14 protein-coding genes and 1 tRNA gene are annotated in these 20,631 nt (G+C 44.8%); 4 read left to right on the forward strand and 11 right to left on the reverse strand.

Annotated features, from left to right (window positions below):
- Nucleotides 1-11 precede the first annotated feature (11 nt).
- The 6 genes from CPIN_RS32780 to CPIN_RS32805 form a co-directional block, all read right to left on the reverse strand.
- Nucleotides 12-1,964, reverse strand: coding sequence for a tetratricopeptide repeat-containing sensor histidine kinase (locus CPIN_RS32780; protein ID WP_012794191.1), 1,953 nt, complete (start codon nucleotides 1,962-1,964; stop codon nucleotides 12-14).
- Between the two features lie 437 nt (nucleotides 1,965-2,401).
- Complete coding sequence (gene cmk / locus CPIN_RS32785; RefSeq protein ID WP_012794193.1) at nucleotides 2,402-3,088, reverse strand: (d)CMP kinase; 687 nt, start codon at nucleotides 3,086-3,088, stop codon at nucleotides 2,402-2,404.
- A gap of 73 nt (nucleotides 3,089-3,161) precedes the next feature.
- Nucleotides 3,162-4,733, reverse strand: coding sequence for a T9SS type A sorting domain-containing protein (locus CPIN_RS32790; RefSeq protein WP_012794194.1), 1,572 nt, complete (start codon nucleotides 4,731-4,733; stop codon nucleotides 3,162-3,164).
- Between the two features lie 43 nt (nucleotides 4,734-4,776).
- Nucleotides 4,777-7,533, reverse strand: a complete 2,757-nt coding sequence (locus CPIN_RS32795; protein WP_012794195.1) for a beta strand repeat-containing protein — start codon at nucleotides 7,531-7,533, stop codon at nucleotides 4,777-4,779.
- Between the two features lie 88 nt (nucleotides 7,534-7,621).
- On the reverse strand, nucleotides 7,622-9,445 hold the full coding sequence (locus tag CPIN_RS32800; RefSeq protein WP_012794196.1) for a phage tail-like protein: 1,824 nt from the start codon (nucleotides 9,443-9,445) through the stop codon (nucleotides 7,622-7,624).
- An 836-nt stretch (nucleotides 9,446-10,281) separates the two neighbouring features.
- Nucleotides 10,282-12,816, reverse strand: coding sequence for an ATP-dependent Clp protease ATP-binding subunit (locus tag CPIN_RS32805; RefSeq protein WP_012794197.1), 2,535 nt, complete (start codon nucleotides 12,814-12,816; stop codon nucleotides 10,282-10,284).
- 194 nt (nucleotides 12,817-13,010) lie between these two features.
- On the opposite strand from CPIN_RS32805, the gene CPIN_RS32810 reads away from it, so the two are divergent.
- Entirely contained in the window at nucleotides 13,011-13,385 is a 375-nt protein-coding gene (locus CPIN_RS32810) for an STAS domain-containing protein (protein WP_012794198.1), read from the forward strand.
- A gap of 104 nt (nucleotides 13,386-13,489) precedes the next feature.
- Nucleotides 13,490-14,398 carry a ribonuclease Z gene (locus CPIN_RS32815; RefSeq protein ID WP_012794199.1) on the forward strand — a complete coding sequence of 303 codons (909 nt, stop codon included), beginning with the start codon at nucleotides 13,490-13,492 and terminating at the stop codon, nucleotides 14,396-14,398.
- Nucleotides 14,399-14,477: 79 nt separating this feature from the next.
- Here the strand turns inward: CPIN_RS32815 and dapA are convergent, their stop codons facing one another.
- On the reverse strand, nucleotides 14,478-15,356 hold the full coding sequence (dapA, locus tag CPIN_RS32820; protein WP_012794200.1) for a 4-hydroxy-tetrahydrodipicolinate synthase: 879 nt from the start codon (nucleotides 15,354-15,356) through the stop codon (nucleotides 14,478-14,480).
- Between the two features lie 101 nt (nucleotides 15,357-15,457).
- Nucleotides 15,458-16,411: an acetyl-CoA carboxylase carboxyltransferase subunit alpha gene (locus CPIN_RS32825; RefSeq protein WP_012794201.1), complete on the reverse strand. Its 954-nt coding sequence runs from the start codon at nucleotides 16,409-16,411 to the stop codon at nucleotides 15,458-15,460.
- Between the two features lie 118 nt (nucleotides 16,412-16,529).
- Between CPIN_RS32825 and CPIN_RS32830 the strand changes: the two genes are divergently transcribed.
- Nucleotides 16,530-16,603 (forward strand) — tRNA-Asp (locus CPIN_RS32830).
- A gap of 68 nt (nucleotides 16,604-16,671) precedes the next feature.
- On the opposite strand, the gene CPIN_RS39125 is transcribed toward CPIN_RS32830, so the two are convergent.
- Nucleotides 16,672-16,839, reverse strand: a complete 168-nt coding sequence (locus CPIN_RS39125) for a hypothetical protein (RefSeq protein WP_187294717.1) — start codon at nucleotides 16,837-16,839, stop codon at nucleotides 16,672-16,674.
- Between the two features lie 510 nt (nucleotides 16,840-17,349).
- Between CPIN_RS39125 and CPIN_RS32840 the strand changes: the two genes are divergently transcribed.
- Nucleotides 17,350-18,318, forward strand: a complete 969-nt coding sequence (locus tag CPIN_RS32840) for a YihY/virulence factor BrkB family protein (protein ID WP_012794203.1) — start codon at nucleotides 17,350-17,352, stop codon at nucleotides 18,316-18,318.
- Between the two features lie 27 nt (nucleotides 18,319-18,345).
- Here the strand turns inward: CPIN_RS32840 and CPIN_RS32845 are convergent, their stop codons facing one another.
- Nucleotides 18,346-19,335, reverse strand: a complete 990-nt coding sequence (locus tag CPIN_RS32845; protein ID WP_012794204.1) for a hypothetical protein — start codon at nucleotides 19,333-19,335, stop codon at nucleotides 18,346-18,348.
- 173 nt (nucleotides 19,336-19,508) lie between these two features.
- Complete coding sequence (locus tag CPIN_RS32850; protein ID WP_012794205.1) at nucleotides 19,509-20,621, reverse strand: acyltransferase family protein; 1,113 nt, start codon at nucleotides 20,619-20,621, stop codon at nucleotides 19,509-19,511.
- Nucleotides 20,622-20,631: the final 10 nt, after the last annotated feature.

Here is a 20,631-nt window from a genome sequence, read left to right on the forward strand (position 1 = left end):
GTGTAGGTTTTTTAAAATATAAATTCCACCGGTAAGATGAGTGTCACCTTTGTACCCAATGCTTTACCTGTCTCATCTTCCAGGTCTATGATCGTCACATCTGCTTCTTTGGTATTGTTGATCTTCCTGATGAGGTCTATACGGCCTTCTGTTACTTTCATGCCCATTGAGCGATGGGTCTGTCCCTTTTTTTCCTTTATTTCTATTGCCTTTTTCCGTCCTATACCATTATCTGTGACCGTACAGGTCAGGGTTTTTCCTTTCAGTGTGACTTCTATATCCAACATGCCCCGGCCGGATTTATGTACCAGACCATGCCAGATTGCATTCTCTACATATGGTTGAATGATCATTGGTGGGATCATTACTTCTTCTTCGTTAATATCGTCTGCTACAGTGATCTGGTATTCAAATACGTCATTACAGCGCAACTTCTCCAGGTCCAGGTACAGGCGTAATGATTCCAGTTCCTTATTCAAAGATATGAATGTGTACTGCGTATTATCAAGTATCATTCTCATTAAACGGGAAAATTTCGTCAGATAGTCCGACGCTTCTTCCTGGTTATTACTCCAGATAAACCGGTGAATGGAACTCAGCGAATTGAAAATGAAGTGAGGATTCATCTGTGCACGCAGGGAACGCAGCTCCAGTTGCAGGGTCTGCTTTTTGGTTTCCAGGTTTCTGTGCCGGATATAGAAGAAACCACCTACCCCCAGCATCAGTATAAAGCCTGCCATTGACAGGGTATAGACTACATTTCGCCGGGTACGCAGTTCACTCATTTGTTTGTCATGTTCCAAAGACTTGATCTGGTTGTCTTTACGGTCTACTTCATAGATCGCCTGTGTCTGTGCCCATGCCAGGGAAGACTTTTCATTGATCAGACTATCCTTGTATACCAGCGACTTGTCCAACGCTTCCATGGAATGTTTAAAATCACCCGATGCTTTGAAGTCGCCGGCCATCGCCTTATACGCCTCCATCAGCAGGTATTTAAACCGCCAGATCAGGCTGAGGTTAATAGACTGCATGAAATATTTCCGGGCTTCTTCGTGTTTACCCTGGAGGCTCCACAGCTTTCCGATGTTGAGGTAACTTTCGGCGACATGCACTTTATCGTCTACATTTCCATTCACTTCCAGTGCCTTATTCAGATATTCCAGGGCACGGGCGTAGTCTTTTTTCTCCTGGTAGACTGATCCGAGGGAGTTATAGCAGATAGCCAATCCGACACTATTATCAAGTTGTTGATTGACCGCCAGAGATTTTTTATAGTATTCGATGGCCAGATCCAGTTTTTTCAGACCCTGGTAGGCGTAGCCGATATTGCCGAGGTTAATAGCGACGCCCAGGTTATTCTTGCTTTGTCGTTCCAGTTCGAGGGCCTTTTCAAAGTGGTTGATTGCTTCCGCGTATTTTTCGGTGGAGAGATGAATATTCCCGATGCTATTGATAGCGATACAGATATTACGGACGTCATTGATCTTTTCTGCTAATTGGAGCGCCCTGAAATGGTAGTCGAATGCCTTTTCCAGCTGATCGTCCATACGGCGGTAATCGACGCCGGTGTTATTCAGGGCAATACAAAGCCAGAGATCATTTCTTGCTTCTTCAGCGTATTTAACAGCTTTCTGATGATAATCGGCGGCGAGGAGATATTCCGATTTATTTCTTTTGGAGGTGCCGGTCTCGTTGTATGCATTGAAAGCGCCACGCGCATATTTCATGCGCAGCGAAAGTGTAATTGCCTCCTGAAAAAAGGGGTTTTCTGTCCCACGTTTATCAAAGTACCGTCCCAGCGATCTGCCTTTATCAATCAACCAGTTCACTTTACCAGTATCACCGGGAAGCCGTCGGGCAGAATCGAGTGTGCGGAATACAAGCACTGAATCCTGTGCCTGAATATCATTCCCTTTTACCAACAATAGCAAGAAAAGTAGATAGAAATAGCCTTTAAACATGCATCAGCCGGGTAATACCACAAGTTAATTAAAAAAGCGAAAGGGCGAAAGAATTCGCCCCTTCTTCCTATTAACCGAATACACCTACTGAAAATATGGAACAAAGCAGGCATCCCTGCCCTGCACCACATTAAGTTTAATAAATATCAGCCCACAAAGCCACGATATATATAAAATATAGTTTAGTAACGGTTAATAGCAACAGGTCTATGGATATAGTTATACTAAGATCTGTTGAGACCTTATACGACTTCTCTTGACCACGTTGGGTATAATATATTGTAAACGGCACACTGTTATGAACCGGTCAACACGATACAATAAAAAATTGCAGGAAATTCGAGAGGATGTGGAAAATTACCGAAAGGGTTTCTCCCCGGTATCTGACCGGGAACACAACAAATTTAAAAAGGATTTCTTAAAACTAAAAAATAATTTCAGGATTGCACCAAAGTAGCGTCTTCTACCCACTGAATTACCAGTTTCAGCTGTTCATCCTGGCTTAGTTGGCTGTTATCCAGAATAATGGCATCTTCTGCTTTTCTGAGGGGGCTGATTTCCCGGTTGGTATCGATATAATCCCTGAGTTCCAGGTTTTCCTTTACCTCATGAATGCTGATATTCTTGTTTTTCGCATAGAGTTCCTTAAAACGGCGTTCTACACGGATAGCTGCATCAGCGGTCATGAATATTTTCAGTTCTGCGTCCGGGAATACGGTTGTACCGATATCCCTTCCGTCCATTACGATTCCTTTTTTAACGCCCATTTTCTGTTGCTGGGCCACTGCGAATTCGCGCACTTCTTTTACGGCGGCTACTTCGCTCACTTTCTCCGCGACGAGCATTTCCCGGATCATGTGCTCTACATTTTCCCCGTTGAGGGTAATTTCAGAGACCTGAGAGATCGGGTTGAATTCAAATTCCAGGTGGATGTCATGTAAAGCTTCCTTTACAGCATCATGGTTTGTCCAGTCCACCCGGTTCTGAATAAAATAAAGGGTAATTGCACGATACATGGCGCCACTGTCAATGTAGACGTAGTCCAGCTGCGCTGCCAATTGTTTTGCCAGCGTACTCTTTCCACATGAAGAATAACCATCGATCGTGATAATAATCTTTTTCAAAACCCCTTTTATTAAATGCTGTATGAAGTAATAGACGGTGTAAAGTTAAAGGAAAAATGGAATATCATCAGCATCAATGGTCTATTACGACAACTTTGCAGACATAGGCTTGTTTTCCGCTGTCTTTATGCGTCAATACCAGGAAGTAAGTACCTGTAGGCATGTCTCTGATATTCAATTCGCTCTGACCCACCATTTCCGTTTTACGGATCTGCTGACCCCATGTATCGAATATCTGTACGATCAGCGGTGTCTTAATACCTTTGACAGTTACTTTAAACTGACCATAGTTCGGGTTCGGGAATACAGTTGCCTGGATCAATGGCCCTACTTCTCTCACGTCTGTATACACATATTTTCCGGTAGCGGATACAGCCTTTATACGGTAATAGCTCCAGCCATCGTAATCATTGGTATCCTGATAATAGTAATCCAGGCGGGTTGTGCTGTAGCCGTTCGGCGCTTTGGTCGCCACAGTAGCGATTTTCTTAAATACCGTTTCATTATCCAGCATACGCTCGATTTCAAATACGGCATTGTTGGTTTCGCGGGTAGTAGCCCACACGATATCCACGAGTGAATAGCTGATCCGATACGCGTTGAAATGTATGAAATCAGCCGGGAGATAACTATAAGATAAGGATGCCAGTTTGGCGAAATAAGTATTGTTTCCAATGCCAGCCATGCCACGGGAATGCATGGTAGCAGACTGACGCATAGGTTGCGTGGTCAGGGTGCCAGGCCCCATATTGTCGTTGGCCGAAGTACGCAGTTCCCAGTTACGGTCTGTGAAGGCGCTGATATAACTACTGGAACGATTCAAACGATATTCAGGTGCTTCATCAGCATCCATATGTTGTAACGCAACGGCGGTTATGCCGGTACCATTCCCTTCCTGACCAAGGTTCCATGTTTTAAACACGACACTGTCATACACTGTTCTGCCGGCGATAGCCTGGGTGTATACGCTGTCGAACACTCTTGCTTTAAAGTCCTCCGGACTTCCTTCATATCTCACACCTGCAGGTGCATAGTTAGTGGCATTGGTTCCTACAGGAAATACTACCTGTCCGGCAGTGCTGCTCAACTTTGCACGATACAGGAATCCACCACCTGTTTCCGGTCCGGTAACGATAAAACGCTGATCACTGTAACCGGTGATCTTACCAGGATTATTCACACCTACCTGCAGGTTCCATCCATTCAGATAGACGTGACCGTTGGTGAGCTGTAAAGTATTTCTTACCTGCAGGTCATTCAGATCTGCGAGGATGATGCCGTTGGTATTACTGACTTCCAGATTAGGAAAGCTGGGACCTGCTTTAGCGGCTACATTATATCCACCGGCAACGATCTGCTGTCCTTTATTACCGGCAAAGCGGAAGGTACCGCCTGTCCCATCTTTACCGGAAGTGCTTTCATCTGACAATAAAGCGGTATAACCATTTGTCCATTGTTTCCCCAGGAAATAAAGCACGGAGGCCGGACTTGAGCCAAGCGTTCCATCATTGGTCACATCGCCAAAGAAGGCAACATTCCCAAAGCTCCATACTTTACCATCAGCAGGAATATAGGCAGCCTGCTGGGCATGTATGGTATTGATTGAGAGAACCAGAAAACATAATATGAGTAAATATCTCTTCATGCAGGTATTATGCTTTTAGTATCGCTTCCTGTGCTTTTAATTGTTATTGAACAAAGGATGTAACAATCCATCTGCTATCAGTACCGGAATAGATCAGTGTAACGGAACCCTGGCCTGAGGTAACAATATTTCCGCTATTGGTAAGTATCCTGTTAGCAGCCGTAATACCACCTCCGGTATTTTCGTTAGAGATCGTCATATTCTGACCTGTCGAATTGTACAGGGTAATCATACGACCATCCGATCCTCCGGCAATACTGGTAATTGTAAAGCTGTTATTCGGACCGGTAATTCTGTAAAAAGTATTATTGCCGATATTGATGTTATTATTGTTGTTATTACTGAGGTTTAAAGCGCCTGTTCCAACAGACAGTGTAGTAAACGTACCACTCGCAGGCGTATTATCACCAATGGGTGTATTATCAATAGAAGTTGCCTTTGTAACATCTCCATTGCTTGCTACTACCAGTGGTGTACCACTACCTGAGGACAGGTTGGTGATACGAATCGCATCATTGTTCGCATTGATATGCAGACGTTTTGCCGGAGTTGCACCACCAAGACCGATTCCCACATTCAGGTTCTGTAATCTCATGATCTCTGTGAAGGTGGGTCCTGTATAATTATAGCTTTTGAAAACGATCGGTTCGTCGCCATCGTCACCAATGATAAATTCAAAACCACCGGCGTTATTAGTACCTGTAGCGCCAAACTCAAAATAGTCGGTACCTGCGGAGCAACCTTTCATACGGAAGTTACCATCCGCATTTGTCCACATTTTAGGTTTATAAAAATTCACTGATGCAGGTACGGCGAACTGCAATGCAGAACGCAGGTGGGTCACCATTTCATCGTTATCAGTATAGTCGGTATAGCCTTCTGTCAGTCCTAGTGTTTGTCTGCGGCCAAATTCCAGCAATGGGGCATTGTTGGATCTGATCACCATTTTATTGTCGTCAGTTGTACCGAGGAACTGGTTATTTGCATCTACTCCACTGTTACCTGTGATCAGCCAGTTACTTGCAGCGGCATTCTGCGTCACGATCACATCGCCATTGTTATTGATTGATAATACCTTGCTGTTGTAAGGTTGTACGGTGGCACTGTTCAATGCTCTCAGGCGCAGCCCCGAAACACCGGTACCAGCTACCGTACCACCTACATCCAGCGTATTACCAGGTGCGTTGACACCTACGCCCAGACGGTTGTTAGTATTATCCCAGAAGAAGTTGGCATTCTTTTGAGATATGAGACCACCGCTACCGGCAAACAATACAGAACCTGCTGTCATGGTTTGCACAGAAAGATTATTACCTATCGTACCGTTACCATTAATGGAGAAGTTAGCTGTTTGTGTACCGGAAGATATGTTCTGAATATAGTTGCCGGAGCCAGCAGGAAGATCAGCAGCAGCGAGTGCAGCACCAGTCGTTACACGACCTTTGGCATCAACTGTTACTTTAGTATAGGTACCTGCCGTTACGCCACTGTTGGCGAGTGTTACGGGGATACTGGTCGTACCGCTACCTGTTGCATCACCAGTTAAAGTGATTGTGGTAGAAGAAGCGGAAGGCGTATAATATTCGAAGCCGTTACCGCCGCTGTTCACACGGATGGATTGTCCGGCAGTACCGAAATAGTTCAGTCCCAGCCCACCTCTTGCGATCGGGAATACGCCATTGATGATCTTACTGGCATCAAGACCAGGAATATCGGTATCCTGTAATGTGGTACCATAAGTCACCCTCCCTTTTGCATCGGTGGTTACTTTCGTATAGGTGCCGGCGGTACCCACATTTACGAGGGAAGTATTTACAGAATAAAAGTTGCCGGTCGCTGTCACATCACCATTAAAGTTTGGTGTGGAAGTTAGGGCTACATAGTCATTTGACCATTCAATGCCACTTCCATCGGCTTTTACTTTCATCACATCTTTCGGCGAACCGAGGTAGTTAATCCCGGTACCACCCTGTGCTACAGGTAATACACCACTGGTGATCTTACCTGCATCTATATTAGGAATATCGTTACCATCCAGCGCTCTGAAAGACGGCGCCCCCGATCCAAATACCGGAGAAGCGAAGAACAGCCGTTGTGACTGGTTGTTGAATGTTGCGGTTAAAGTGCCGGAAGTAGTTACCGGGCTGTTTGTCACTGTGAATATAGAAGGTAATGATAAGCCCACGGAAGTTACCGTACCAGATCCACCGGCAGTCACTGCTTTAGGTATCCAGGTACTGGTTGCATTGTCCCATGTCAGTACATCATTATTAGCAGGTGCATTATTGGAAATATTCCGTCCCCGGAGCTGTAGAGCATTCCAGAGATCGGTTGTATTTAAAGCTGAGATCACACCAGCTGCGGTGATATTGATACCGGTACCGGCACTGAATGCAGCTCTTGCTCTGGCATCAGTGTAGTACAGGTTAACAGACTCAGTAATATTGTTGGTGGTTAATGTTACAGCAGGACCAGTTTGTCCGTTTACGGATGTAATACCGGTGGTAGTGGCGGTTTCATCGATCAGTTTTCTCCAGATACCATTTTTCCTGACATAGAGCATCTTGTCAGGAACATAGTAAATGATCATACCATCAGGTGCAGCGTTCAATGGAGCAACGCTATAATCACTTACACGGGGCAATAATAAGCCCTGTTTATCACTATTCAGGTCTAACAATGCAGATTTCTCGATCACTGTTGGAGCGGATCCCAATTTTAATTGCTGTGCGTGTGCCAATACGGGAAGTAAGAAAGCACACAAGCTCAGGAGACCGCCGCGACAATTCAATATTTTCATAGGTCTTTATAGGTAGGTTACTGGAAATACAGCGTAATAATGAATAACAGGAGCAGCCTGTTGCTGCTCCTGTTAAATAAGATCCTTATTATTTCCTGATGATGTACCAGTCAACACCGTCAGTCTGTACTGTAATGAAAGTCCAGTCGTTGTAGATCATGTAATCAGCACCGCCTTCGATCGTACCAGCAGCTGGCTGGATCTTCACGGCTTTGTTGATATCACCTGTACCTACCTTTTTGATAGTGTATATACGACCAGCGATTGCAGCAGCAGGAGCAGGCAGTGTGATTGTCAGTGCGCCACTTGTTGCATCAGCCAGTACTGTGTTATCAGTATCGGTTAATGTATAGGATACAGCTGTCTTGTAAATTCTCATCTGTACGGAACCGTTTACCTGCAGCGTTGAGTTGGCAGGAGCGTTAGTACCTACGGCTACAGCAGCTGCGAAACTTTTGTTACCCGCAAAGCTCTGGTTACCTGTTGATACCACACCTCGTTGAGCGACAGTATGAGAAGCGTCTACGGCACTTGCATTGGGCAGGTTGAACGACACATCGTTTGTAGTTGCCTGGATATCGAAGTTTGTACCTAGGCTGTCAGTTTTGAAATTCACATTCACATTATCAGTAGTGCCTGTACCTGCTTTGATTGTGCGGATCGCTTTTGCGATAGCGTCGAGATCAAAAGGTCTTTTAGTCACGGTGCTACCTTCACGTACCAATACATCATAAGATGTAGCGGTAGCTGCGTTTGCCACTGAGGTCAGGTCTACAGTACCATTGAGAGTGGTTGCATTGGTTACTGCCAGTGTATTCAATGTAGTTGCTCCGGTTACAGTGAGGTTGTTACCTAAGTTGGCAGCGCCGGCTACACCGAGTGTACCGCCAACTGTGGTGGCGCCGGTCAGTGTAGAAGTACCCGCTACGGACAGGTTATTACCCAAGGTAGCAGCACCGGTTACATTCAGGGTATTGCCTACTGTAGTTGCACCGTTGAAGGTCTTGTCGCCACCGAAAGTTTGTACGCCGGTGGTTACGATACCAGCCTGTGTAGCGCTGGCAGCAACCAGTTCTAATTTATAGCTGGCAGTAGCAGCATCATAAGAGATACGGCCACCTCTGTTTACTTCAGCAGCAGCAACAGTGGTGATGAAGTCAGCGATAGACAGGTTATTACCGCTAGAGAGTGCCTGTAATTTATCCCAATCAGATTTCTTCAGGAAACCGTAGGTAGCAGTAGTAGATGGCGCCAGGATCGGTGCATTTACGGTTACTTCACCTGTTGCAACGTTTTCTGTCACGTTGAATGCTGCATTTGCAGAGTCAGCGGTGGTTTTGATGTTATTGAACAGGGTATTGAAGGCTGTCTGCGGTAATGTTCTTTTAGACACGATACCAGCTGCACTCAGCATGATCACTTCTAAAGTAGTGTTATCCGCATTCACTGTGGAGAGTTTCACCTGTCTGTCAGCCTGTATGCCGATTGCTTCCACACCGTTGGTACGGATGGACAGTGGCTGTGCGTCGGCAGTACCGATGTAGTCAGCAGCAGTCGTGCCTGTATTACCTTTCAGGCTCCAGTTAGCCAGCGCGTCAGCAGTACTTGCTATTTTCACCCAGGCGCCTGCTTTTCTCATGTAGATACCTTCTGTGGTGGCGGTACCGCTTGCCAGGTATACAACCATTCCGTCCACGGGATCAGTTCCGATAGCGGCGTCGATAGCTGTAAAGTTTGGTATTCTTGGTAATAAGAGACCCTGCTTGGTACTACTCAGCTCAAGAATAGCTGATTTTGTGATCTGAGAGGGGTTGTCACCAATCTTCATCTGAGCGTTGGCGGCAGTAGCTGCCAGCGTGATGCCACCAGCCAGAACGAGTGTACGGGAAGTGTTACGTATAACTGATTTCATAGTATAGGGATAGATAGATTTTATTATTTATGCTATTAATTATTTGTTCTGATGTAATTGCAAACGAAGCCCACCATGATTGGATCATGCACATCTATAGCCTGATAGTTTATTCTTGTTATAAACTACACAGACCAATCACCCGCGTTTGCCAGGCACTCAGTTTTTCAGTAAAAAAGTCAGGTTAAAAAAGTTAGTGGATGTATTTATTGTTCACATGTCTGTTTACGAAACGATATGCTGATGCTAAGTGAAACAGCCTTAGCAGTATTGTATGGTGCAAATATCTAATATTATTAACAATCATGTTATGACATGAACGTATGATTTTGATTCATAAAGGCGTTTTACATAGTATTGATTTTCATTTGTTTATTTTTTAAATATATGAGGAGCACTGATTACCATATCCCTGAATTCAGGGATATAGCAGTTAGATAACACGTTCATGTTATGTTTTAGGTAAGTATCGGATAATCATATAAGTATCTGATGAGTTGCTGCTGATAGTACTCTTTAATGGCTTTCGTTTAATTGGCTTCTTACTGCGGGTTGAGGTAGGACGCCGGGCTAAGACCCTTTGTTTCCACCTCAATCCATTCGCTGGTCACGCCTGTCACCTTTGTAATAGTCATATATAGGTCTTGTATAAATATCGTTATCGGTATTGTTGTTGTTATTGTTTTATTGAAGGGGGTATGCGTATTATCGGTGGTTGGATGTATGAATATCGTCTTTGGGAGGTATTAGCTGCTTTTTATGGGAAGGGTAAACAAAAAAAATCCCGGACTTACATCCGGGATTTTTATCAAAACATTTCTATCAACTATGGCTTATTATGCCTCTGATTTTTCGGATTTGTTACTCTTTGAAGAGTTCTTTAAAGTGAAGATCAGTTTCTGATTTTCCTTGTCCAGATCTGCAATGAGGACATCTCCGTTATGGATGTTCATATTCAGAATTTCCTCTGCCAGTGGGTCTTCCAGGTATTTCTGGATGGCTCTGTGCAGCGGACGGGCGCCGAACTGCTGATCGTAACCTTTCTCTGCCAGGAAGCCTTTGGCTTCTTCTGTCAGTTCCAGGCTGAAGCCCAGGTTCTGAAGGCGTTTCAGTACACTCTGCATAGTGATATCTATGATGGTATAGATATGTTCTTTGCTCAGAGAGTTGAATATGATCACATCATCGATACGGTTCAGGAACTCAGGAGAGAAGGTACGTTTCAGTGCTTTTTCAATTACTGATTTAGTATTGTCTTCTTCTGTGTTTGCTTTTGCGGAGGTAGTGAAACCAACGCCTGCACCGAAATCTTTCAGCTGACGTACACCGATGTTAGACGTCATGATGATAAGGGTGTTCTTGAAATCCACCTTACGACCAAGACCGTCGGTCAGGATACCATCGTCCAGTACCTGTAACAGGATGTTGTAGATGTCAGGGTGAGCTTTCTCGATTTCATCCAGGAGAATTACAGAATAAGGTTTGCGGCGTACTTTTTCAGTCAGCTGACCACCTTCTTCATAACCAACGTATCCCGGAGGCGCACCTATCAGACGGCTTACGGAGAATTTCTCCATGTATTCACTCATATCGATGCGGATGAGGCTATCTTCTGAGTCGAACATATAACGTGCGAGGGATTTTGCCAGCTCGGTTTTACCAACCCCGGTAGGACCCAGGAAGATGAAAGTACCGATTGGTTTCTTAGGATCTTTCAACCCTACCCTGTTACGCTGAATCGCCTTTGTAACTTTCGAGATGGCTTCGTCCTGACCAACTACAGCGCCTTTCAGGTCTTCACCCATACGACGGAGTTTTTCAGTTTCAGCCTGTACCATGCGTTTAACAGGAATACCTGTCATCATGCTTACTACTTCTGCGATAGCTTCCTCGTCGATCGGATAACGTTTATGCTTCACTTCTTCTTCCCAAACGTTCTTAGCCTTTTCCAGGTCTTCTCCGAGTTTCTTTTCGGTATCGCGTAATGCAGCAGCTTCTTCAAAACGCTGGCTTTTTACGACTTTATTTTTTTCCTGCTTGATGTCTTCGATCTGTTTTTCCAGGTCGAGGATATTTTGCGGAACATTGATATTTTTCAGGTGTACTCTTGCGCCTACTTCATCCAGTACGTCGATCGCCTTATCAGGTAACAGACGGTCTGTCATGTAACGGTCGCTGAGTTTTACACACGCTTCAATCGCATCCTGAGAATAGCTTACGTTATGGTATTCTTCGTAGCGTGGTTTGATATTATTCAGGATCTGAATAGTTTCATCCACGGTTGGAGGTTCTACCATTACTTTCTGGAAACGACGGTCTAACGCGCCATCTTTCTCAATGTACATACGGTACTCATCGAGGGTAGATGCACCGATGCACTGGAGTTCTCCACGAGCCAGGGCCGGTTTGAAGATGTTGGAAGCGTCCAGGGAACCTGAAGCACCACCTGCACCTACAATGGTATGGATCTCGTCGATGAACAGGATCACATCACGGTTCTTTTCCAGTTCGTTCATGATGGCTTTCATCCTTTCTTCGAACTGTCCGCGATATTTTGTTCCCGCTACCAGCGCCGCCAGATCAAGGCTTACCACGCGTTTGTCAAACAGTACACGGGATACTTTACGCTGTACGATACGCAGCGCGAGGCCTTCCACGATAGCTGTTTTACCAACACCCGGTTCACCGATAAGGATCGGATTGTTCTTCTTACGGCGGGATAATATCTGCGATACACGCTCAATTTCCTGCTCGCGACCAACAATAGGGTCTAAGCTGCCACTCTCGGCCAGCTTGGTAATATCCCTGCCGAAATTATCCAGCACAGGGGTTTTGGACTTGGTATTGGTTTGTTTAGCCTTGGAGGCAAAGCTCTTACGCTCATCTTCAAACTCCTCTTCTCCAGGATCATCAAACTCTGCCTTAGGATCGGCTGATTTTACGAAGCCCAGTTCGTTTTTAAAAGTGTCGTAATCCACGTCAAACTGTTGTAAGATTTGTGTACAAACGTTTTCTTTATTCTTGAGGATTGAAAGCATTAAATGCTCGGTTTCCACGGTTGGGCTTTTGAGGGCTTTTGCCTCGAGCACGGTAACACGTATAACCTTTTCTGCCTGCCTTGTAAGCGGTAGACTGTTGATATTGGCAATATTTTTTCCTGTCTTATCTTTTACGGCCAACTCAACCTCTTTACGAAGTTCATAAAGGTCTACATTTAAGGCCTGCAGAATTTTAACAGCTGTCCCTTCCCCTTCTCGAATTATGCCTAGCAGCAGGTGCTCTGTGCCGATGAAATCATTTCCCAAGCGTAAAGCTTCCTCTCTGCTAAACGAAATGATCTCCTTTACTTGCGGTGAAAAATTCTGGTCCATTGTGAGAATATTAAATTATTAAAACCCTTACGGGGACTTGCTTATACAATATTAGCAAATAATTTTGATTTACCTTTACCCTAACACTTTAATAGTACAAGTGTACAATTGAGGGCTGTTAAGTAAGAAGAAGGCTGTTATTTGGCAGGATTCCCGATTACTTATTTACTAACTTATAAAAGAAAATCTTACTTATGGAATTCAAAATTGATACCAAAGAAAAAATCCTGATCGTACAGCCTCAAATTACGCAACTGGATGCTAATTTGTCAGCCGGGTTTACCAGGGAGGTATCAGAATTACCAGGTCTGGATGGACGTAACCTTATACTGGACATGGCATTAGTGGAAAAAGCCGATGCAGAAGGGATTAAAGCCATTTTAACAGTATATCACCAGCAGTATGACAGCGGACTGTCTTGCGCGGTAACCGGCCTTAACAGCACTTTAACAAATGAGCTTAAAATCGCCGATGAATCGGCGTATAACCTTGTCCCTACAATGTCTGAAGCCATTGACATGGTCATGATGGAAGATCTTGAAAGGGAATTATTGCAGGATGAGGAATAATTTTTTCCCTGCTCTCACATTGGTGCCCTATTTTTCCGGAATGTGGAATTCAATTCCATTTCCCGGAATAAATAAGGATTTTTGGTAAATATTTTTTTTCGTTCATGTTTGCAGTCACCATTTTAGGTAATAACTCAGCTCTTCCCACGTTAGAAAGACATCCGACGGCTCAGATAGTGACATGTAATGATCAGCTGATACTGGTGGATTGCGGAGAAGGCACACAATTACAGTTTGCACGTTATAAGATCAGAAGAAGCCGCCTGAGATATATTTTCATCAGCCACCTTCACGGAGATCATTATTTCGGCCTTATAGGGCTTATAAACAGCCTTAGTCTGCTCGGACGGCAAGACCCCTTAACAGTGTTTGCCCCGCCCGAACTGGAGGCTATTTTACGGCTCCAGATGGAATGCTCCGGTACCGTCCTGCAGTTTGAGTTACAATTTGTACCACTACTGGAAGAGAACCAGGGAGTTATTCTTGAAGATAAGGATCTGAAAGTCAGCTTCTTCCCTACCCAACACCGTATTCCCTGCTATGGATTTGCCTTTGAAATGCAGAAACGCAAGCGGAAGATCATTCCTGATCAGGCCAAAGTGTATGAGATACCAGCCGCTTACTTCAGCAAACTACAGCAAGGCGCGGATTATCACAGGAAAGATGGTTTAATCGTGAAAAATGACTGGGTTACCCTGGCGCCGCCTACAGGTAAAAAGTATGTTTATTACGCAGATACGCGTTTTTCTGAGGATCTGATCCCTTTTGCGAAAAATGCTGATCTGGTGTACCATGAGACCACCTACCTGCACAATCTGGCAGAAAGAGCGGCAGAAAGGTTTCATAGTACAACTGTGGAAGCAGCCACACTGGCATTAAAGGCCAATGCCCACCGGCTCATTATAGGGCATTTCTCTTCGAAATACACCGACCTGACGCCATTTGAGGCTGAATGCCGGGAAGTATTCCCCAATTCCGAACTCGCGCTGGAAGGTGTCAGTTATATTATCTGACCCCTCCACCTACCGCATAAAACACAGCACCCCGTCCTGCCAGGCAGAACGGGGTGCTTTATTTCTACCGCTCAGCGGTTTACTTGTAGTTTTTGTTGAAAGCGGCGATACGGCTGTGTAAACCTGCGCTTACCGGTACTACCGGCAGGCGGAATACATTTTCGATCAGGCCACCTTCTGCCATGAATGCTTTTACACCGGCAGGGTTATTCTCTTCAAACATCAGATCGAAGGAATCCTGCAGTTTGTAATGCAGCTCACGGGCTTTTACGTTATCGCTGGCCAGTGCTGCCTTCACCATGTCAGCTACATCCTTTGCGAAGTAGTTAGCTGCCACAGAGATCAGTCCGTCCATACCTGTTGCGATCTGAGGGAATGCCAGTGCATCGTCACCGCTGACAACCAGGAAATCCTTTGGTTTGTCCTTGATGATCTGCATACACTGCATCATGTCACCGCTGGCTTCTTTCATTGCCACGATGTTGCCTACCTCATTCGCCAGGCGCAGGGTTGTCTGCGCAGTCATGTTACGACCTGTTCTTCCAGGTACGTTGTACAGGATGATCGGCTTAGGAGATGCAGCAGCAACGGCCTTATAGTGTTGGAACAATCCTTCCTGGCTGGGCTTACTGTAGTAGGGAGCAACGCTCAGTACAGCAGCAGCTTCGTCCAGCGGACAGGTTTCGAGTCGCTTGACAACGTCGCGGGTATTGTAGTCACCAATGCCTACAACCACCGGTACACGTTTATTCACCTTTTCGAAGGTAAATTTCATAATGTCCAGCTTCTCTTCTGAGCTAAGTGTAGGAGTTTCTCCGGTGGTCCCCAGGGATACTACGTAGTCAACCCCGCCGGAAATCACATGATCAATCACTTTTTCCAAAGCATTCCAGTCGATGCTTTCGTCTTTTTTAAAGGGCGTAACCAGTGCCACACCGGTGCCTTTCAATTGTTCCATATTGAGTGTAGATTCCAGATAACAAATTCCAAATCGCCCTCTTTATCAATCGTAAAGAGGTGCAAAGATTATAATTTGGAATGGTATATAACGAAATATTTTTAGCGTTCTTCAAAAAAGCCCATGTTGCTGAACTTATCGATACGCTGCTCGATACGGGTATCGGCGTCGATCTTTTTCAGTTCTGCCAGGGTATCCTTGATCTTCTTCTTGAGAATATCCGCCATTTCGTCCGGATTCACATGCGCGCCACCGAGCGGTTCTTTGATGACACCGTCCACCAGGCCAAAGCGGCTCATATGGTCGGAAGTCAGCTTCAGTTCTTCAGCAGCCTTCTCTTTGAAATTCCAGCTACGCCAGAGGATCGTGGAACAGTTTTCCGGAGAAATTACTGTATACCAGCTGTTTTCCAGCATCAGGATCCTGTCGCCGATACCGATCCCCAGTGCACCACCCGAAGCACCTTCACCGATGATGATACAGATAACCGGCACCCGTAATTTCACCATTTCGAAAATATTGCGGGCGATGGCTTCTCCCTGTCCGCGCTCTTCAGCTTCGAGACCAGGGTAAGCACCAGGCGTATCTATCAGGGTAACAATAGGCTTGTTGAACTTTTCAGCCAGTTTCATGAGGCGAAGCGCCTTTCTGTAACCTTCCGGGTTAGCCATGCCAAAGTTGCGGATCTGACGCATTTTGGTATTTATCCCCTTCTGCTGACCAATGAACATGACTGTTTCACCATCAAGCTCGGCGAATCCACCGACCATGGCTTTATCGTCTTTCACATTCCTGTCGCCGTGCAGCTCCACGAAATTGGTACACATCTTCTCGATGTAGGCGAGGGTATAGGGCCTATCGGGATGCCTACTGAGCAGTACCTTCTGGTAACTGGTCAGGTGGTCGTACACCTCAAGGCGGGTATCAGCGATCTTCTGCTCATACTCCTTTACAGTAGCTGTAACGTCTACACCTGACTTTGCGCCATTCTCCTTCAGTTTTGCCAACTGATCATACAGGTCCTCAATAGGTTTCTCAAAATCCAGGAATTGCATATTTGTGTATAAAATTGGTTAAAGTACGCTGTAAAGATAAACGCTAAAATATTTTTTAAAAAAGATTTGCAAAATTGATTTGTTTGTCGCTATCTTTGCTGCCCCGAAAACAAGGGAAGGATCAGTAGTTCAGTTGGTTAGAATGCCGCCCTGTCACGGCGGAGGTCGCGGGTTCGAGTCCCGTCTGGTCCGCAAGCTTTAAGCCTTCAAGTCGAAAGATTTGGAGGCTTTTTTGTTTTTAATGATTGAAAATGAAGTTATTAGCAAGTTATAGATAAATGCGTTATTATTTCTTCGGGATCGCCCTTTAATTGTTCTTTCTTCATTTTGCCTGCCTTATGATCCGGATTTGCTGCGATCACCTTATCAGGATATGACAAGGCCTGTGCGCCATATTTTTTTTCTGCAGCTGTTTTACCCAGGTCCAATAATGAAACTCATAATTTTCCAACTGGCATAATCTTCGTTTTGTCGTGCTTGTCAGTAATGAATTAAAAATCCACCCTTGCAAACTTCCGCTTCTTAAAGAAACACCATGGCAAATTTTCTGCGGCGCCCCCTCTTAAACTTCCGCTAAATAGCAAACAGATGCATACTTGTAACTGCCTCATTGAATAACATACACGCTTCTATAACGCTTAGCTTTTTCGTTTCTGCACTATTCAATGCCAGTGCCAAAACCCTGTAAGAGAAAATAATGGTAAGTAGCTCTTGGGGCCAACTGAAGCAAAATGTCCCGACTGAGACTGTCATAACCTGTATGGGATATTTAGACCCAAACATTCTGGCAATATACTTCATATGTGGTAAGATTTCCGCAGGATTATACCGGAGACCGCCTATTAAGGCGCTCATATCATCGGTATTATTTTGGATGCAACATTGGATATCAGCTGATCGCAAAGCTAATTACTTAAACATGACGTAACCCTGATAATATGACAATAAGAAGCTATTTTACCAAGAAATCGTTTAAAGACTATTTTACGATCCTTAAAGCGGCCTTCACCGGTTTTATGGATGATATGGCTCTTAAATTCAGCGCATCACTGGCTTATTACACCGTTTTTTCCTTAGCGCCACTATTACTCCTGCTCATCTCACTGGCAGGTGTTTTCCTCAGTCGTGACGTTATACAAACTAAAGTATTTTCAGAGATCAATGGAATTGTTGGTAATGAGGCGGCCCTGCAGGTGCAGGAAATGATCCGTAACCTTGAAATGACCGGAAAATCCACCATCTCGGTAATAATCGGTGTGGTTACTCTTATTATTGGTGCTACGACGGTATTTGGTGAAATCCAGCAATCTATCAATATCATCTGGCAGGTAAAGCCAAAGCCTAAAAAAGGATGGCTGAAAATAATCAAAGATCGCCTGCTATCAGGCTCTATGATTGTAACGCTTGGTTTCCTGCTTTTAGTTTCCCTTGTCCTGAATGGGGCACTGGATGCTATTAGTGACCGGTTAAAGCACTTCCTGCCTGACGTAACTGTAACGCTTTTTACTATTATCAGTTATATAATCAGCTTTATGATTATTTCGATACTATTCGGTGTAATCTTCAAAGTATTGCCAGATGCTAAAATTAGTTGGAAGGATGTTCGCTCAGGTGCGTTCTTTACTGCCGTACTATTTATGATCGGAAGGCTGGTAATCGGCATTTATATTGAAAAATCCGCCACTAGTTCTACCTATGGTGCTGCAGGCTCCCTGATCGTTATAATGCTATGGATTTATTATACAGCAGCTATTCTATATTTCGGGGCCGAATTCACCCGTGCGTATGCAGATTTCAACGGGAAACGCATAGAGCCGGCTGACTATGCGGTGCATGTGGAACAGAAAGAGGAAGAAAAAGATGTAGCCGTCGTTCCTCCTAAACATGAAATCGGCAAAAGCGATTAATTGATAAATTTATTTGTATTCCTGTGTCTAGGATAAGCCGTAGAAGCGCTGCAAAAGACCCGTACGCTTCTTTATCAGGGTATTACCCATTGGTTCAAAACTATACACCTCCTTACCGTTTTGCTTAACGACAAACCGGAAAGGTTGTCTCAAGACATGTGTCAGGTGATATATTGTAAGGAGCTCGGCCAGATCTTCATGCCAGCTCGCGGTGCTGTAAAGTGATACGAACGGCGTTTGAGCGAGTCCCGCGTAAACGCTGGCAGCTTCTGTCAACAGGAAAAGCCGGCCACCAGGCCTAAAGCGGCTTTGCAACACTATCGAATCTCTTACCAGCCAGTCGTAACTATTAATATTCTTCCACACGTCTTTCGAAAAATTCGCGGTAAAAACATTTCGCTGCGCTTTACCTGATACGGTATCTGCCGAAATAAGATGCAGTGACCCGTCCACCACATGTGTCCCCTCATGCAACATTACATATGTCAATGCATGTAGTCCGCCTGCCTGTATCGACACCGACACCGTAGAATCGCCTCCTGCAAAGCAGGTTCGTTCTTTCTCCGTTACCCATTCAGAAATGGTCTGATGAAGAATCCCTGAGCGGAAAGTTATATGATAAAGATTGATGTCTTCATCCCTGGTGACCGGCGATGTCAACGCCGTATTGGGCATATTGTCCAGAAAGCTGATGCTTTTCAGGTGTTGCTTCAGCACACGCTGATGCAATAACGGGAGTGCGTCAAAAGCGTCGGATATGATTGCAATCTCTTCATCTGTCAAATGATGTTCCGTCGGCGCCATGCCGGCATCTCTGAACTTTTTCAGAACGTCATCCGGAGTATCCGTCACCCGTGAGAGCAAAGAGCTGTTTGGATTAAGGTTGTATTGATGCTGAACATCTCGCAGTTGTTTAGTCTGGGCTACACTTTGTAATGCGGTAAAAGATGTAATAGCTAAAAGGCCAAGTATACTATTGGTCTTAATAGATCTGAACAAATGAATCAAACATTTCATAAGCTACTAAATAGAAGTGTCAGTTACGCCGGACCGTTTAACGGCGCCAGGTTCTTATACCAAATGGCTATTCCAGAGATAAATTACAAATACGGATTTACAAATCAAACAGGGAAAAATTTATCCCTATTTGATTTGCCTATAGCAGTTTTATCAGTTATAAAGGAGTATATTTATTTTAACTTCTTACGCAGCCAGGCTCGTACCGGTTCATCAAATAGTTTCAAACTCGCATATGCGACTGCGATCGCCCCTAAAAAGGTCGCTAACGCATATGGCCAGGACGCTGCCATTGTTATACCTTTGTGGTCACTCACCCATCCCACATAGAAATAAACCAGTGTATAATGGGTCATGTACAACGGATATGATATATCTCCCAGTAATTTGCAGATCTTATATTCCCTGTTGCCAGTCACCTTCGCTCCGGCTCCGATCAGCACTATTAAAGGGAACACCAGAATGATACATGCTGATTCGTACAGACCATTCATCCATAAATGATCAGCGCCGCCGATACGAGGCATAAACAGTATAGCAGCTACCAATATTGTACACCATAGAAAAGCATTTTTGATATGTACCGGTTTTCCTATCCTTGACAGTAATAGTCCTGCAAAAAATGGATACATTACCCGCGTCATCCCTACTTTCACCTGTTCTACTGTTAATGTCCAGCCACCGGTTACATCACCATTGGCATTGGTGACAGCAAAATATACCAGCGCCGCCGCCGCTAAACTCACCAGGATAGATAAAGCCCAATTGGGGAATTTTCTGACCCCTAATGCGTATAAAATATTGGCGATGTATTCAAAAAATAAAGACCATCCCACGCTGTTTAAGGGATGCATCTCCTGCCAGCCACGTATGTCCATAGACAATGGAACCGGCAATATGGTATACCCTATCACCATCACAAGCAGCATTTTCCATACAGGCACCGTATGGATCAATGGCCATATAGCAGATTCCGTAAAATAGAAGCCTATCGCGCCCAGCGTCATACCGAGAATAACCAGCGGCTGCAGCCGCTCAAACCGACGTCTTAAAAATGTGCCTATTGTAAGTTTATCCCATCTGTCATCGTATGCGTAGCCGATAACATAACCGGAGAGCAGAAAGAAAAAGTCGACAGCAAGATAACCGTGATTGATCCATTGGGTAAGGTGACTCGTGGCATGTGGCTCACAAAGGTGGAACCATACAACTATGATCGCAGCCACACCTCGTAATCCGTCTAATACCTGGTAATGAGGTTTAGTAGGAAGGGCGTTGTTGTTCATTGAATTTGCT

Origin of the sequence: Chitinophaga pinensis DSM 2588 (genome assembly GCF_000024005.1) — a bacterium.
GTDB classification, from domain to species: domain Bacteria; phylum Bacteroidota; class Bacteroidia; order Chitinophagales; family Chitinophagaceae; genus Chitinophaga; species Chitinophaga pinensis.